Origin of the sequence: Parerythrobacter lacustris (assembly GCF_024626475.1) — a bacterium.
GTDB classification, from domain to species: domain Bacteria; phylum Pseudomonadota; class Alphaproteobacteria; order Sphingomonadales; family Sphingomonadaceae; genus Parerythrobacter_A; species Parerythrobacter_A lacustris.
Genome location: NZ_JANKHH010000001.1, coordinates 496,071 through 513,321, shown reverse-complemented (window position 1 = coordinate 513,321; position 17,251 = coordinate 496,071). Strand labels below are relative to the sequence as shown.

Annotated in this window: 10 protein-coding genes; all 10 read right to left on the bottom strand. The window is 65.0% G+C overall.

Annotated features, from left to right (window positions below; all coding sequences use genetic code 11):
• Positions 1 to 205: 205 nt before the first annotated feature.
• Positions 206 to 4,405 (bottom strand): multiheme c-type cytochrome, encoded by a 4,200-nt coding sequence (locus NSO95_RS02570; RefSeq protein ID WP_257594576.1) that lies wholly within the window; start codon positions 4,403 to 4,405, stop codon positions 206 to 208.
• A 17-nt stretch (positions 4,406 to 4,422) separates the two neighbouring features.
• A complete protein-coding gene (locus NSO95_RS02565; protein WP_257594575.1) occupies positions 4,423 to 6,561 on the bottom strand; it encodes a hypothetical protein in 2,139 nt (712 codons plus the stop codon).
• Positions 6,562 to 8,541 carry a heme-binding protein gene (locus NSO95_RS02560; RefSeq protein ID WP_257594574.1) on the bottom strand — a complete coding sequence of 660 codons (1,980 nt, stop codon included), beginning with the start codon at positions 8,539 to 8,541 and terminating at the stop codon, positions 6,562 to 6,564.
• Position 8,542: 1 nt separating this feature from the next.
• The gene (locus tag NSO95_RS02555; protein ID WP_257594573.1) at positions 8,543 to 9,931 is read right to left on the bottom strand and encodes a cytochrome c family protein; all 1,389 of its coding nucleotides are present in this window, start codon (positions 9,929 to 9,931) and stop codon (positions 8,543 to 8,545) included.
• Between the two features lie 272 nt (positions 9,932 to 10,203).
• Entirely contained in the window at positions 10,204 to 10,932 is a 729-nt protein-coding gene (locus NSO95_RS02550) for a hypothetical protein (RefSeq protein ID WP_257594572.1), read from the bottom strand.
• Positions 10,919 to 12,961, bottom strand: a complete 2,043-nt coding sequence (locus NSO95_RS02545) for a CHASE2 domain-containing protein (RefSeq protein WP_257594571.1) — start codon at positions 12,959 to 12,961, stop codon at positions 10,919 to 10,921. The genes NSO95_RS02550 and NSO95_RS02545 overlap by 14 nt, the downstream gene beginning before the upstream one ends.
• Before the next feature lie 117 nt (positions 12,962 to 13,078).
• A complete protein-coding gene (gcvPB, locus tag NSO95_RS02540; protein WP_257594570.1) occupies positions 13,079 to 14,701 on the bottom strand; it encodes an aminomethyl-transferring glycine dehydrogenase subunit GcvPB in 1,623 nt (540 codons plus the stop codon).
• The gene (gcvPA, locus tag NSO95_RS02535; RefSeq protein WP_257594569.1) at positions 14,698 to 16,059 is read right to left on the bottom strand and encodes an aminomethyl-transferring glycine dehydrogenase subunit GcvPA; all 1,362 of its coding nucleotides are present in this window, start codon (positions 16,057 to 16,059) and stop codon (positions 14,698 to 14,700) included. The genes gcvPB and gcvPA overlap by 4 nt, the downstream gene beginning before the upstream one ends.
• A 4-nt stretch (positions 16,060 to 16,063) precedes the next feature.
• The gene (locus NSO95_RS02530) at positions 16,064 to 16,876 is read right to left on the bottom strand and encodes a glycosyltransferase family 2 protein (RefSeq protein ID WP_257594568.1); all 813 of its coding nucleotides are present in this window, start codon (positions 16,874 to 16,876) and stop codon (positions 16,064 to 16,066) included.
• A 2-nt stretch (positions 16,877 to 16,878) separates the two neighbouring features.
• Positions 16,879 to 17,250, bottom strand: a complete 372-nt coding sequence (gene gcvH / locus NSO95_RS02525; RefSeq protein ID WP_257594567.1) for a glycine cleavage system protein GcvH — start codon at positions 17,248 to 17,250, stop codon at positions 16,879 to 16,881.
• Position 17,251: the final 1 nt, after the last annotated feature.

Below are 17,251 nucleotides of genomic sequence, written 5' to 3'. Positions count from 1 at the left end.
AGTTGGCACCCGCTCAGACAGCCGCGCAATCTCTAAGATACTGACTGCGCGACCAAATAGCGCCACCGTTCTGTGATCGGGTCCGGGCGCCCCCCCCTGCGGGGGGCGGCAAAAAAACCCTGGCGCGGTGGACCTCCTGCGCGCTTTATTGCCTTTCCCCGCGCGCACCGCTGCAGGACAGCGGAAACTGCACCGCAGCCTGGGGTCAATACTCCACCGAACCCTTCGCATCGGCGCGCAGGTATTTGCCGCCCTTGCCCACCCAGCCGCGCATGTCGACCTCGTCGGAGACGGTCCACGCCTCGCCGCGCTTGAACAGCTTTTCCATTTCCTCGCGGTTGAACGGGCGTGAACCCAGCCGGCCGAACACTGCCATCTGGCCGCCGGTCTCGTCCACCGCACGGTCACGGTCGAGGCCCTTGCTCATCGCGATCGCGGGCGACTTGGTGCGCGCCCAGGCGATGAGCTCTGGCATCGGCGCCGGGCTGAAGCCGTAGAAATTGGGCTGGCTGTCCGGGCTGGTCAGTTGCAGCACCTTCATCCCGCCGCGCCCGTCCGCAACATAGGCGAACTGCGACGCATTGGTCGAGGCGACGATCACGTCCTCGGTATCGATCAACCTGCCGCCGAGCGTGCTGTCGTAGGGCTGCCCGTCGGGCTGGACCTTGCGATAGATCGCAGGGGCTTCGGGCCGGGTCATGTCAACGATCACCAGCCCGTTCGATTTCGCGGCGACATAGGCATAGGTCCGCGCGAGGTAGAGCCGCTGCGCGCCCGGGATGGCGATGTTCCCCCGCGGCACCGGCACGGGGTTGCGCAGGTCGGTGACATCGAACAGCTTGAGGCCGCTGCCATCGGCCACCCACAGATAGCGGAACTGGATCGCCGAAGACTTCGCCCCGGGCAGATCGACCAGCTTGGCCACCGGATTGGCCGGATCCTTGAGGTCGACCATCACCAGACCGCGGTCGGTGGAGAAATAGGCCACTTCGCCGGCCAGCTGCACATGGCGAGCCCCGGTCAGCACACCGTTCTCGTTCCACGCCGTCTGGCCATTTGCGAATTCGAACCGCTCCAGCTTGTTGTTGCGGAATTCGCCGTCGGCCATGGTGTTGACGTTGACGAGGATCATGCCCTCCTCGCTATCGCTGATCACCGCGTAGTTGTAGATCGGCAGGAAGGGCTGCTCCTGGTTGGCTTCCTGCATCGCCTTGGTGTTGCGCAGCGGGTTGATCGGCTGGTTGGTGGCGAGCGCCATGCAGGTTGCATTGGCGCTCTTCACGTGGGTGTCATGCCCCATCGAGCTGAACGGCGCGGTGATGATCCGTTCGCTCACGCCCTTGTTGGCGATCGAGGCGACATCGTAGACCCGGAAGCCGCCCTTGCCCTCGGCCACGAACATGTATTCGCCGCGCAGTTGCAGGCAACCGACCCGGTCGCTCGTCCCCTCGTGGACATTGGCGAACTCCTCGAAGGCCTGGGTTTCGCCCGAGAGGCTCTCGTCGAACGTCTTGCCGCGCACCCAGTTCTTCAGCTCGCGGTCGTTTTCATCGACAAACTGGTTGTAGTAATCGGGATAGGCGTATTTGTGCAGGTAGGAGCCGAGCACCGCTTGCGGTTCGTCCCACTCAGTCACCCGGATCGCTTCGAACCCGCGTTCCTCGCCGGTCCACGCGTTGAGCCCGACGAAATTGACGAAATTGGTCCCGAGCAGCAGCGTCTGCGCCATGATCGCATTGTTGTCGCCCTGATCGGAGATATGGCAGTCCGAGCATTTCTTGGTCTCGGTCTTGCGCACCGTATGCGGGAAATGTGGCGCGAAAGCCTGCGAGCTGTAGCCGCTCGATGAGATCGGCGGCTGCTGGACATAGATCCGCTCGCGATTGATGTTGGTCGAGCTCAGCACCAGCGCCGAGGTCGAGCGGACCGGCGCGATCTGGTTGCCCTTGGTCGTCTGGTGCTTGCCGAGCTGGAACATCTCGTCGCGCGCGACCTGCGGGTTGTAGGTCGCGAAATTGCGGGTGGAACCGTTCTCGTAATGGTGGTCCTTGGTCTTCCAGTTGGCCTCGATCGGCAGGTGGCAGCCGCCGCACGATGTCGTCCATGACAGGTGGCAGGTGAAACACGCCATATTCTCGTCGCGGTGGGCGCGCTTGTCGGTCGGGACATCGGGCCCGAACTCCATCACCTCGGCCCCTGCGCTGTCTGCGCTGACCAGCTTGGCGCGGGCGGACTTGGCGTTGAAATAGGGACTGTCGGGATCGGCGCTGTCCTTGGTCAGGCTGACCGTCCAGCTCAGCTTCGGATCGATGATCGAGCGCTGCACCAGCGCACGCTGGCCGTTGTCATCCCACACCCATTCGAACCGCCGCTGTCCGTCCGGATTGCGCAACAGCGAGAGATCGTGCCCCTTGGGAGGAGCTGCCGGGCCGCTGGTGCGCAGCGTCGGATAGGCGTCCGCCGTGCCGTGGCAGTCCTTGCACCCGATCTCGATCGCGTTGGCGACCTCGCCATATATCATCCCGTTGCCGTGGCTGTCCTGCGCGAAGTGGCAGTCGGCGCATTGCATCCCCTTCTCGGCATGGATGTCCATCATGTGGACCGTCTTGCCCGGATTGGTCTTCACGTCGACGAACTTGCCTTCGCCTTCCTTGCGCCATTTCTCCGGATCGTCGTGGGGGATGATGTTGTCATCCTTGTCGAGCAGATTGCCCTCACGATCGCGCTTGAAGATCGCGCGGAAGTTCCACCCGTGGCCGTGATAATCGGCGAACTGGGTGTGTTTCAGCTGCGGATTGAGGTCATAGACATTGCGCAGGAAATCGATGTCCGCCCAATTGCCCTTGGGGCTTGCGCCTTCGGGATTGCGGTCGGTCACCGCGCGCACTTCCTCCGCTGTGGGGTATTTCTGTTCCTTCGGCCACATGAAGGGCGCGTCGGATTCGTAGTCCCACATGGTGTAGCCGAGGTAGGAATTGAGGAAGATGTTCGGCTGGTGCATGTGGCAGTTCATGCACTGCGCGGTCGGGATCGACCGGGTGAACACGTGCTTGAGCGGATGGCCCTTTTCGCGCTGGTGCGCAATCTTGCCCGCCGGATCGTCGTCGGCCTTCTCTGCCGCCTCGGCGATCGCTTCGGGCGAGGCGCACTTGCCCCCCGCAGGTTGCCTCAGCGCGCCGTGGCCGGATGGCTCCGTCGCGTGATCGCTGCCGCCATGATCGGCATCGCCGTGGCCGGCCTTCTCGCCATGACCACCATCATCATGCTTGGGTTCGGTCTTGTTGCAGATCGTCGGGTCCTGCGTGATCGACTGGCCGTCGCGCCCGTATTGGGCATAGGTCAGCGAGTGGCGCGGTTCGCGGTCGTTGGCATAGACCACGTGGCACGCGGCGCAGCCCGAATGGCGATAATCGCCCGGCTGGTCGTTGGTGCCCATGTACCACATGAAGGGATCGTTGAGCCGGGTCTTGTGGATGTTGAGCACCGGGATCGCGACGCGCAGTCCGGTGCCCATGCCGCGGTTCGACTGCTTGAGATCGGGCCGCCCCGGTTCCTCCAGCCGCTGGATGCTGCCGGTCGGGTTGGGCAGGCCGATTTCGGGGAAGGCCGGGTTGATCGTCCGCCCGCCCCGCTCGAACACGCGGAACACGTCGCCCGGTGGAACCACCTGCCAGGTCGGCAGCGGATAGAGCGCTTCCAGAGCGCCGCGCGCCTTCTGGTTCTCGGTCAGGGTTCCCGGGGGGGCACCGGGCGAGAGCAGCCTGGCCGGCTGCCCATCCCTCGTGAAAGCTTCGCCCACGATGTAGTTCTTGAACGGCAGAATTCCGTTGTTGTAAGCCGCACCGCCCCACAGCATCGCCCCGGTCGCCATGATCGAACGTTCGCCCGCTTCGATGATCGGCATGTGGCAGGCCCCGCAGGCCTCGCGCACCACGCGGTAGTCGCTCGGGTTCACGAACCGGATGAATTCGGGCGCTTCGCGGTTGAGCAGGGTGTAGCTACGCTTGGGGTTGGCCGAAGTGCCGTGCCAGTCGTCCGGATATTCGGGAAGGACGTGCGCCAGTTCCATCTGCTTGAAGTTGTGGTCGCTGTCATAAGGCAGCTTGGGATTGCCGGTGACCGACGCATCGCCGCCGTGGCAATCGACACAGCCGAGCTGCACCGCCGGGGTTTCGTGCATCGACGGGACATCGCTGCCTTCGTGGCAGCTGAGGCAGCCGTCGGATTTGCGCGCGACCGCCGCCAGTTGCTCGCCTTCGGTCTTGCCCGGCTGCTGGACCGGGGCGGGTTCTTTCCAGATCTTGCTGTAGTCGCGCTCGACCTTGCGCACCTTTTCGGCGGCCTCGCCCTGGGTGGCGAAGATCATCGCCCCGGCCAGCGTGGCGGCGGCGATCCAGAAGAGCATTTGGCGCAGGAAGGGCATCAGTAGGTCAGGATCACATTGGCGAGCACCGAGTAGAACTTGTCGTCGTTGCCCAGGTTGTCGAACAGGTCGCGGAAGCCGTCACCCGAAAGGAGCGTGGCGGCCGAGAGGCGGAATACGATGTTCTGGTTCGCATGCGGGCGCCAGATCGCGGCGGCGGACAGGTCCCAGCCGATATCCTTCGGGATCGTGCCCTCGTTGCGCAGTGCCTCCATCGTCGCGGTGTTCTCGAACCACAGGTGATTGGCATTGGCCGAGATGCGGAATTCGGGGGTGAGATCGAAATCGGCCCCGGCGCCGAGCAGGATCAGGCCGGGGTTGTTGAAGTTCGACTGCCCCTGTTCCTTGGAACTGCGCAGCGTGTTGAGGATGCCGTTGCGCCCGTTGACGCTGATCACCCGCCCGCCGCCCGCGAAGGGGATCGTCTGGCGGATCCAGTAGGACGTATCCGCCCCGGCGAAGACCGGGTTCTCGAACACCGCGTCGAACCCGGTTTCCTTGTCGTCATACGGGTCGCTGTCACCGCTCTGATAGAGGCCCGACAGGCGGAATCGCATCCAGTCCTTGTCGTAGCTCAGCTCGGCAGCGGCAAAGAACGCCTCGATATCCGCCGGGCGATCGGTGAAGAAGCTGTTGCGGTCCTCTCCCAGCGCGGCATAGGCGCTGGCGGTGACGTTGATCCGGCCGAGCCGGCCGTCGGCGTTGTAGCCGAGATAGAACACATCGTATTCGCGCCCGCGCAGGCTGCCGAGCAGCGCCGGGCGGACCGGGAAGCCGTTGTCGTCGATCTCGATATCGTCCGCCTCGCGGTTGCGGTTGTAGGCGAGCGTCACCTGGCTGGTCAGCGCGGGAATCAGGAAATCCTGGCGATAGGCGTTGGCGATGAACAGGAAATCGTCGCGCGGCATGCGGGTTACATTGTTGAGCCCGCTGTTGGTGTCTTTCTCCAGCCGCCAGAACGCGCCGAGGTTGAACTGGAAGCGGTTGTTGTCGCGATTGCCGAACAGCCGGATGCCGAGCTGGCTGTCGTTGAACAGGAAGCCGCGGAAATCGGCCTGGAACGGCTGGATGCCCGCGCGCACCGAAATAAAGTCGTACCGGTCGTTGTCGTAGCGCCCGATGTGATAGTCGACGAAGGCCTCCTGCACCCCGAGGAACTGGTCGAACCGGTGCGATGGCTTGGACGGCTCGACGAACAGCACGCGCCGTTCGGGCACATCGACGTAGTTGAGGTTGTAGGCGAAGGTGACACGATATTCGACGGTCGGCGGTTTGTAGGCGGTGTTGCCCTTGAGCAGCGCCGCGCCGAAAATGAAGCTTTGCGACAGCACCGGGCTGAAATCGTTGCCGAACACATCGAGCCGGTCGGGGTCCTGCGTGGTCTGGACACCGACAGGGATCGGGAAGGTGCGCGGTTCGAACACCGTATCGCTGATCGCATTGACGATGAAGAACCAGTCGTCGCCCTTGAGAAACCCGGGCCGCTTGCCCGGCGGCAGCGGGCGGTCGCCCTTGAGCACATTCTGCCCGTAGGGATCGGTCTTCGCGGTGCAATTGTACTTCAGCGAAGTGAAAATGCCGTAAGCATCGGGGTTGTTGCGCTGGTCCTTGGGCGGACAGAGCGTTTGCAACAACCGCCAGCGATCGGGAATCGGAATGCCGTCAGCCTCGATGAAGGCCTCGGGCGGAGGCGCGCGGAACGCGCCTTCGTTGGTCTGGTCGATCCGGTCGGGCAACCGGCTGTTGAAGCCTGGGCGGCGCCGATCCTCCAGCTCGTTCTGCGTATCGACCGGCGGCGGGGCGGAGGGCTCGACCTCGAATGCGGGCTGAGCGGGTTCGGCCTGGACCTCTTCTTCCGGCTCGCCGCCGCCCGGTCGCTGCCGCTCGGGCTCGGGCTGCGACAGCGCGCCGAGATATCCCGCATCGACCACCGGCCGCACCTGGCTGAACGGCGCAAACGCCTCCGCAAAACTGACCGGCCGGGCCTGCGCGCGCGCAGCGGTCACCACTCCGGGCGCAAAGGCGAAATCGCCGAATGCGGCATCGAACGGGGAAGCTGCCCGATCCACCTCCGGCACCGGCTGCGGCAGCGGGGCCGCCGCGTGCAGGATCAGGGGCAGGATCAGCGGCGACGGCATCTACAGCCCCTCGCACACATTCTGCTGCGCCGTGTCGAGGAACGGCGCGAAGGGGCAGCTGACATAACGCAGGCGAACCTGCCGGTTGTTGCCGAGCTGGACCACGATCCGGTCCGCCCGGATAGCGTTGGGCGCGTTACCGACACCGCCGACCCGCAGGCCTCCGTTATGCGCCCCGAGGAAACTGACCATATCGTCCTGATCGATCCCGTCGCCCGACACGCCGATGCCGCCGACCAGCGTGTTGCCGCGGTAGATCGGTACCGAGCCGGGGAAAATCTGGATGCCGTTGGCGAGCCGGTTGTTCTGCGGGATGCCGGTGCAGCGGCGCGGGGTGTCCGCCGCACCGCCGTTGGTGACGATATGGACGACGTGTTGGACGACATTGTCTTCGATCAGGTCCGACTGGAGCCCGACCGCAAAGGGACTGAATTTCGAAGACTGTTCGACCGAAAGCGGCCCGGGCAATTGCGCCACTTCCCCATCGGGGAAATAAGGTCGCGCGAGGTTCCCGCCCGAACGGTCGGCAAAGGCGAAGTTCCCCGTCAGCGCGTTGGCATCGCCCAGGAAGGTCCGCACGCGCTGCACATAGGGCGCGCTCGGCGCGAAGGCGCTCATCTGCGCGGCAGCGACCGAATTGGAAAAGAACGTCGCCGTGCGCGCCTTCTGCAACGACACGTCGGTGCCGAACATCGGCCCGTCGGGCGAACGCACGATGCCGAGGATCGCGCCTTGCGAATCGACCAAGCTGATGGTCGCCTGCATCCGGCTGTCGAGCGGCCGACGGATTTGCGCCCGCGCGCGCGACAGCACGGTGAAGGCTTCCTCGAGGATCGCGCGTGCCTCGGCGGCGGTCAGCGGCTGGCCGACCAAGGCCGCGTCGGTCCCGCCGCGGATCGGATAGCGCCCGGTGCCCGCCCCGTTGGTCAGCACATAGGCATCGGGCAGGGCGAACTCGGCGGCGGTGGTGCGCCGCACACCGGAGGCTTCGGTGCCATAGGCGGTACCGGGGCGGATCGTCCCGTCGGTGTACGCCGTCACCGGAATGAGCGTGCCGGCCGAACCGTTGATCGCGCCGAAGTTGGCTTGCAGCGGGCTGAGATCGGCCACCGTCATGTCGCTGAACCGCAGGGTCGTGCCATCGACCGGGATGCGGTCGGCGAGGATTTCCGGTGGCGGTGCGAAGCCCTGGATGCCGGCCAGCGCGATCGCCTCTTCGGCATTGACCTCGATGTCGAGGATATTCGGGTCGAAGCCGTAGTCGCCATCACCCACGACACCGATTCCGCCGACGACAACGCCGTTCTTGTACAGCGGAAAACCACCCGGATCGGCCGACAGGCCGAGTGGCGAGCGCTTGGGACCGATCAGCGCACCGGTGCCGCCCGCCGGATTGAACCGTTCCGACAGGTCGGAACAGGGCAGCTGGCTGAACTGCACCCCGAACAGCGGCCCGCTCTCCAGCCCGACGGTGTTGGGCGCGGGCGGGAAATGCTCCTGCACGATCTGGCTCGCGGTGCGGCTGGAGAAGGCATTGCCGCCGCTCGACAGATAGGCGCCGGTTATAGCTTTGGCGATGGCGGCGGCGGATGCCGGAACATCGGTGCCTTGCAGTCCGACCGTTTCGGCCGCGGTCGCCAGCCCGCCGATCTGGCGTGTGCTGATCCGCGTGGTCTGCGGCGCGCCGTTCATGCGGAACACCGCGAGCACATTGCCCACCCGGTCGGTCACCGCGATGGTCGATGGCAGGTTCCGCGCCTGAGCCTCCCCCGCCGCTTGTGCAATGATGCGCTGCACATCCCCCGTGGTCAGCGATTCGAGCGCGGGGTCGGCGAACAATCGCCCGCTGGGCGGCGGGGTCGGTGACGGCGCCGGGGTTCCGCCGATCGGGCTCGGGTTGCTTCCGCCGCCTCCGCCACAGCCCGACAGGGCCAGAGCGAGCGAGGCCGAAAGGCACCAGATCCTGCCCGAACGCCGCATGCTACCGCAGCCTTCCGATCGCGCCGGTTGCCCGGGCGAGGGCGGCGCGGAACTGGACCGGCTTGTAGCTCTCGGGGCTGCGCACCGCGCCATAGGCGACATTGATATCCGCCCGGATGCTCGCCGCCGCACCGGTGGTGATCCGGCCATCGCGCACCAGCGCGTTGAGCAGCGTATCGACCGCCATCACCGCTTGCGAAGAACCGGTGTAGTCGGTGAAGCGCGGCGCGGTCGCGGTGTCGGAAATCTTCTGGATCACCGTGAAGGCATCGTTGCCGTCGAAATCCCGGTCGAGCGCACCGGCCAGGGCGTTGGCTTCGCGGTTGAGCCGTAGCGCCGCCGCCTGCGCTTCCGCCCGCCCTTCGCCCATCGCGGCGTGGAACGCCTTGCTCGCCGAATCGAACGACGCGGCCTGGCCTGAGGCAAGCGCCCGCGCGACCGAGGACAGCATGATGATGTTCTCGTCGTTGAACGGGGCCTGCCCGAACTCGATCGGGCGGCCCGGGTTGGTTTCGAAGGTCAGCCGCCGCTGCTCGGCATCGGTGATCGTTCGGTGGCAGCTGTGGCAGTCGTAGAAATAATATTGCGGAAAGACGCCCTTCGCTCCGCGCGGACCGGCAAACAGCTCGGTCGAGCGCGCAACGGCTTCGGCCTGACCGACTGCCCAGAGGCGCACGCTGTCGGTCGCCGGCTTCATGCGCTTGCCGGTGTAGTCGGCGTCCTCATCATGATGCTGCTGGAGCGCGGAAAACAGGTCGAGCTCGAAAGTCACCCGCGGATGGCCTGCAGCCATCATCGCATGGGTCACGAACTGGCCGGTCTTCTCGCTGCCGTAGTGGCAGTCGAGGCAGACATTGGCGCGCACCCGCGGCTTGGTGAGATCGGTCATCCCGCGCGCGACGTTCGAGGCATGTGTGACGCGCGAATTGTCGCCGTCGCTCAGCACATAGTGCGAGGCGAGCCAGCCCGAGGCCGGGCCGTGGCAGCTCTCGCAGCCGACCCCGTCCGATTCCTGGTAGCGCGCGCCCTTGGCGACTTCGGGCTTGTAGGTCGTATGGCAGCCGAGGCAGTCCGATTCCTTGTAGTTGCCCGAACTCGTCAGGCTGGCAATGATCTGCCTGCCGCGCGGGCTGGAGAGCACCGCATAGGCGCGGCTGTGCGCCCCGCTGGCCGAGGATGGCTCCTGCCAGGTGGCGATCTCGTCTTGCCGGACGGCGTCGCCATTGCCCTCGGCGCGGCCGTGGCAGGTCGATCCCGCGCATGAGGCAACGCCTTCGATCCGCGCCCCGTTCGCTTGCGCGTCGGCGCTCGATCCCCCACCGGCGAGCAAGGCCAGCCCTGCCAGCAATGGCAGAGCGCCTAGGACGAAGGCTTTTCCCCCAAACCGCATCACGACACATACCCCCCAGCCGCGCAGACTAGGCAATCGGCGCGAGGCCGCAAGGGGGGATTCGGTGATTCTGCTAAATCAGCGCAGCGGCCGGCTCCATGCCCCGACCTGGCTGCGGTGCGGTCTCGGTATCGCACGTCCCATTGCCTCCCGGTATCCCGCAGCCCCGCGCCCATGCGGGACCCTCTGCGGGATCAACTGCAGTCCTGGTTCCTGCGCCGCCTTGTGGCGTGTCGGCAGGGCCGTGCGACCCGGTTCGGCCAATCGAAGTTCTATTGCGGCATCATCTTGGCGGTGAGAAGCTCCAATTGCGATTCGCACCCGTTTTCCATCAACTGCAGCCCCAGCGCCTCCCCCGTCGTGGCGGGCTCGGCCAGCGTCTTGAACGAGATGACGGAGGATTCGCCTCCCGGTCCGGTCAGGACATAGTCGACCCCTTCCTTCACCGTAGGCGTATCCGAATCCATGTCGACAAGCGATTCATTGGCCGGAAACGCGACGTGAATATGCTCGATCATTCCGGGAGCCGTCAGCATGTAGGTCGACGGCTGGTCCCCGCCTGGCCGGAAGAAAGTCAGCGCGGAAAGATCGGGCAAGCACATAGCACCCGACTTGGTGACATCCACCTGCCACAGGTTCGAAGCCGGGGCAGTCCCCAAGGCAGCGCCAGTGCGCGTCGCCGTGGGAATCCGCCGCTCCTTGGGACGCTGCTGGGTAAGGGTGGCCATAGTGGTTCGGCGGCTGGTTCCGCGTGCAGCGACGCGGTGCGTCCCCGGACCGGAAATGACACGGGTACCGCCGTCGGCGAGGATGGTCAGCGTATCGCCGGGCTTGAGGGTGACCGAGCTGGCATCGTCGAGCTTCTTGCCCGGCGGATACTGGCCGGCGGACGGCCCGCTCGATTTGACCACCACACCCGCCTGAGCGCCGCCAGCCAGCACCAGCCCTGTGGCAACGCCCGCGATGAGCAGCGAACTGCGAATTTTTCTACCCGAGAACATAGGCATTTCCCTCGCCAAGATTGCGCATCCGGTGCAGCAGATTGGCAAGCGCCGCGTCCTCCGGATGCCGTGCAGAGACCTTCTCTATCAGTTCGACCGCATCGGTATTGTTCTTTTCCGACAAAATCATGGCCTGAAGCAAGACCTTCCTGTCTTCGACGGGAAAATCGGGGGCGGGTTCCATGATATCGACCGGCTGGGCGCGCCCGCGCAGCACGATGCGCCCCATCGGGCGCCACCAGTCGAGACCTGAGCGTTCGGCGAACTCGCGGCTTGCCATGACGCTGGAATCGAGCGCCTTGTTGCCCGCTTCGAGCCGCGCGGCGGTGTTCATGCTATCCCCCAGCGCGGTGTACTGGATCCGCGTGTCGCCGCCGAAATTGCCCACCACCGCCTCGCCATAGTGCAGCCCGACGCGGGTCTTGCCGATCTTGGGCAGGTTCGGGTCCATCGCGGCAACCTCGGCGCGGAATGCCTCGCCCGCCTGCCACACCGCGTACCCCGCCTTGGCCGCGCGCGTTCCATCGTCGTCCTTGGCGATCGGCGCGCCCCAGAAGGCGACCACCGCATCGCCGACGAACTTGTCGATCACCCCGCCATGGTCGAGCACCACCTGGCTGAGCATTTCGAGATAGCGGTTGAGCAGCTTGGCGACCATTTCCGGGGTGATCGCGTGGCTCATCTTGGTGAACCCCTCGAGGTCGGAGAAGAGGACGTAGATCGCCTTCTTCTCGCCGTGCAGCGCGAGCAGCTCGGGGTTGTCGATGATTTCTTTCGCCATTTCGCGGGGCAGATACTTGCCGAGCGCGCCCTGCGCGAAATTGCGCTGCACCGCGCCAGCCGCCCGGGCGGCGGAAGTGACCGCGGTGAAGGCGATGATCCACCCGGCAAGCCAGCCGATCGCAGGCAAGCCGTAGGTGTCGATACCCTGAAAGTGCAGCACGAACGGGATACCAAGCATAATTGCAAACTGCGCACCGAACAGCGCATAGATTCGCCAGCTTCCCCATTCGAGCAAGCCAGTCAGGATCGCCATGGTCACGAATAGGAAGGCAAGTAACCAAAGCGTGATTGGCGGGGGCTTCGGCAGTTCTGCCCCATCGAGCATTTGCGCGATCATGTCAGCATGGACCCACATGCCGGGCGGGCGATAACCGGTTCCATTGGTCAAGGTAGTCGACACCCGGTCGACATCTACGAGATTGCTCCCAACCAGAACATATCGGTCTTGGACCATCTCGGTGAAGCCTGATGCAATCTCGGGGTCCGCAAAAAGGGTCACAGGAAAAGCAGGATAAAGCGGCTCGGACACTGCAGACTTGCCACTTTCGGCCGTATCGTCCTGCCCGTCGCGCGAACCTAGCCGGAAACGGATCGCGCCGGTGTATCCGGGCATAGTCTTCGAACCCTCGCCGCCCGCTTCCAACATCGAACGCGCCATCAGCGGCGGCAGGCGGTCGTCGAGCGGTGGGAACAGCCGAGTTACGCCAAAGCTGTTTTGCTGCAGGACGTTGACCGGCCTCGCATCGCTCCCTTCAAGCCTCGCCATAAATTTGTCGAGATTATCCTGTTGCTTCCAGATGATGTGTTCGTCTGCCACTTCGCCTGAAAGGTAGGCGATTCGAACCGGCGTCTTCATCGACCGCAGAAGTTCGATCAGCTCCTCGTCCTGCGGTTGGGGCTGGTCGAAGATGATGTCCAGCCCGATCGCCTTGGCTCCCATCGTGTCGAGATTTCGCAGCGCTGCAATCAACACGCGACGATCAAGCGGCTGGCGCTGCGGGAGCTCACTCAACACATCGTCGTCGTATTCGACAAGTACGATCCGCGGGTCCTGATCGACGGCGGCGCGCGACGCCGCAGTGTAGGCCCGGATATCGTAGAAGGCGGCCTCTGCCGGACTCAGCCCTAGCATCGACCAGCTGAACCGCGCCACCACGAGTGCAGCGAGCAGCAGGACGATGGTCAGCGCAAGCCGGCGCGGGCCGGCCTCGCGCACATTGCGCCAGCCGCGCCGGACAAAACTCACTTTTGCGCTCTCGCCCAAATCCGTCCTCTCGGAATTGCGCGACCCAGGATTATGCTGTGCTTGCCGCGCCTTGTGGCGGAAGCGGGGCCGCCTTGGCAACCCCGCATGTTGGCAGCCTCACGCCTCCGGTTCGCTCCACGCCAGCACCGGCTTGCGCGCGGCCTGCGTCTCGTCGAGCCTGCGGCGCGGTGCGTAATAGGGGGCTTGTTTCAGACCCTCGTCACCCGCCTTCGCGCGCTCCGTAACATGGCGGAAGGCGGCGATGAACTGGTCGAGCGAATGCTTGCTCTCGGTCTCGGTCGGCTCGACCAGCATCGCGCCGTGGACCACCAGCGGGAAGTACACCGTCATCGGATGATAGCCCTCGTCGATCAGCCCCTTGGCAAGATCGAGCGTCGACAACCCGCCGCCGAACCCGGCGTCGGAGAACAGCGCCTCGTGCATGCACGGCCCGCTCGCCCCGAACGGCGCGTCGAGCAGGTCCTCCATGCTGCGCAGGATGTAGTTGGCGTTGAGCACTGCGTCTTCCGCCACCTGCTTGAGGCCGTCTGCGCCATGGCTGAGGATATAGGTCAGCGCGCGGGTAAACATGCCCATCTGCCCGTGGAACGCGGTCATCCGGCCGAAGCTTTGCATTTTCCCGGCGAAATGTTCTTCGGAGAACGCGTCGGCGGTTTCTTCTTCAACCAGATGCACCACGCCATCCTTCGTGCGCGCGGTATATGGCAGCGGGCCGAACGGGCTGAGCGCTTCCGATAGAACGACCGGCCCCGATCCGGGGCCGCCGCCGCCGTGCGGGGTGGAGAAGGTCTTGTGCAGGTTGATGTGCATTGCATCGACCCCGAGATCGCCCGGACGCACCTTGCCGACGATGGCGTTGAAGTTCGCCCCGTCGCAATAGACGTAGCCGCCCGCAGCGTGGACCGCGTCGGAAATCGCCTTCATGTCGCGCTCGAACAGACCGCAGGTGTTGGGATTGGTGATCATCACCCCCGCAACGTCCGGCCCCAGCCTCGCCTTCAATGCTTCCAGATCGACCCGGCCCTCGGCGGTTGCCGGGATATCCTCGACCTCGTAGCCCGCGAAGGCAGCGGTCGCCGGGTTGGTCCCATGCGCGCTTTCGGGCACGAGAATCACCTTGCGCGCATCGCCGCGCGCCTCATGCGCGGCGCGAATGCACAGGATGCCGCACAGCTCGCCATGCGCGCCCGCCTTGGGGCTCATCGCCACGCCGTGCATTCCGGTGAGTTCGATCAGCCAGTGCGCCAGCTCGTTGATCACCTCCAGCGCGCCGCGCACAGTCTCGACCGGTTGCAGCGGATGGACATCGGCAAATCCGGGCATCCGCGCGACTTTCTCGTTGAGCCGCGGATTGTGCTTCATCGTGCAACTGCCGAGCGGGAACAGTCCGAGGTCGATGGCATAGTTCTGGCGGCTGAGGCGGGTGTAGTGGCGGATCGTCTCCGGTTCCGACAGCCCCGGCAGGCCGATGGAATCGCGGCGATCGAAGGCGGCCATCCGGTAGAACACCTCGTCGATGACCGTTTCCACCACATTGCCCAGCGAGGCGTTCGTTCCGTCCTCGATCGGAAAATCGACCCCGGTGGTTTCGGCATTGCCGAGTTCGAAGATCAGCGGTTCCTCCAGCATGAGGGCGCGGTTGCCGGTCAGGGTTTCGGGTCCTTCGCCGTCTGCGGGGGTCATTTCAGGCTTCCATCCGGATGCGTTGGGGCTGTTCATGCGAGGGCCTCCTTAAGCGCGACCGCCAGCACTTCGATGTCCTCGTGGCTGGTCGTTTCGGTCACCGCGACCAGCAGGGCGTCGTCGAGGCCCTCCGAATCAGGATAGAGCCTTCCGAGCGAGACCCCGGCCAATATGCCCTTGTCGGCGAGCAGCCGCACCAGCTCGCGCGCGTCGCGACCGACCCTGATCGTGAACTCGTTGAAAAAAGTGGCGTTGAGCAGCTCGACTCCCGGTACCTTGACCAGGCGTTCGGCGGCGGTGCAGGCGAGGCTGTGGTTCCATGACGCAAGCTGGCGCAGGCCCTTCTCACCCAGCAAGGTCATGTGAACGCTGAAGGCCAGCGCGCAAAGCCCGCTGTTGGTGCAGATGTTGCTGGTCGCCTTCTCGCGGCGGATATGCTGCTCGCGGGTCGACAGCGTCAGCACGAAACCGCGCTTGCCCTCGGCATCCACCGTTTCGCCGCACAGGCGGCCCGGCATCTGGCGCACATGCTTGGGATCGCGCACCGCGAACAGGCCGAGATACGGCCCGCCGAACTGAAGGCCGACGCCGATCGACTGGCCTTCCCCCACCACGATGTCCGCGCCCTGCTCGCCCGGCGATTTGACCATCCCCAGCGCGACCGGTTCGGTGTTGACCACCACCAGCAGCGCGCCTTTCGCATGCGCGGCCTCGGCAATCTGCGACAGGTCCGACAGACGCCCCAGAATATCGGGATACTGCACCACGACGCAGCTCGTCGCGTCGTCGATGCGGCCGATCAGGCCTTCCAGGTCAGGATCGGGCTGCATCGATGGACGGGCGTCGGCGATCTCGTCGTCGGTAAACTTGGCCATGGTGCGGACGACTTCGGCATAATGCGGATGCAGCGCGCCCGAGAGAACCACCCGCTTGCGCTTGGTCACCCGATGCGCCATCGCCACCGCTTCCCAGCAAGCAGTCGAGCCGTCGTACATCGAGGCATTGGCGACCGCACAGCCATAGAGCCGCGCGACCTGGGTCTGGAATTCGAACAGCATCTGCAGCGTGCCCTGCGCAATCTCCGGCTGATAGGGCGTGTAGGCGGTGAGGAACTCCCCGCGCTGGATGATGTGATCGACGCTCGCCGGGATATGGTGGCGATAGGCCCCCGCCCCGAGAAAGAACGGCGCATCGGCCGCGGCGAGGTTCTTCTTGCTCAGCCGCCGCATGTGCTTTTCGACCGCCATCTCGCTGGCGTGGAGCGGCAGGCCTTCGATCGGGCCGGTGAGCCGCGCTTCTTCGGGCACATCGACAAACAGGTCGTCGATCGACGACACGCCGATTTTCGCGAGCATTTCGCCGCGGTCGGTATCGGTCAGGGGCAGATAGCGCATGGGATCACTCGGTTTGGGAGGAAGGGAAAAGTCGGGCGAGATCGACCAGCGAACCGGAGAATGTCGCCGGCCCGGTGTGGGTTGTGCGCATCCACGGCGCGAGCCAGATACGGAAGCCGGCATCGCGTGCACGGCGGCAAAAGGCATAGTCGTCGGACAGGAGTTTTTGCGTGTCGGGTTCGATCATCGGCTGGAAGAAAGCGTGCGCCGTTTCACTCAATCCGCTGGCCGCACGCTCGACCGGGTTCGGCCGGTATTCGTATTCAGGGTGCGCGGCGCGCAGCACCTCGGCAACATCGCGGCGGATCAGCATCAGCCCGGTGCCGAGCTTGGCCAGCTCGACCGGTCGGTCGAGCGCGATCTGCGCAAGCGGATCGAGCAGCTCGAAGGCGAAATCCCCGGCGAACTTCTCCAGGTCCGCCGGATTGTCCTGCGCCAATCCCTTCTGCACCGCTGCGGCGACGGTTTGCCAGTTGATCAGCCGCTTCGGACAGGGCGCGCCGATGATCGCGCGGGCTTGGTCGGCCAGCATCGCCTCGACCAGCCCGATGACCTCGTCCGCGTTGAATCCGATGTCCCCGTCGACGAACAGCATGTGGGTGTAGCTGCCGTCATGAAAGCTGGTCATCAGCGAATTGCGCGCGCGGTTGATCGACGGCTGATGGGTCAGCAGAGCGACGCTCAGTTTCAGTTCCCGCGCACGCGCAACTCCGGTCAGCGCGAGCAGCGAGCGCAGGAACGGCCCCTGCGCCCCGTCATAGAGCGGGACCGCCACCAGCAGATGGCACTCGGCCAGATTCTGCGGCGCCGCCCACATCGTTATAGCTCGTCGCAGAACGCTTTGTACGCCTTGGCGTCCATCAGCCCTTCGAGCTCGCCCTTGTCGCCAACGGTCATCTTGAAGAACCAGCCGTCTTCCTCAGGGCTGGTGTTGACCAGTGCGGGATCGTCTTCGAGTGCGTCGTTGGTTTCCATCACCTCGCCGCTGATCGGGGCATAGACGTCGCTTGCCGCCTTGACGCTTTCGACCACCGCCGCATCGCCGCCCTTTTCGAGCATGGTGCCGGTGGCGGGCAGCTCGACGAAGACGATGTCGCCCAGCTGACCTTGCGCATAGTCGGTAATGCCGACCGTGGCATTGTCGCCATCGACATCGATCCATTCGTGTTCGTCGGTGAAGTAACGGGCCATT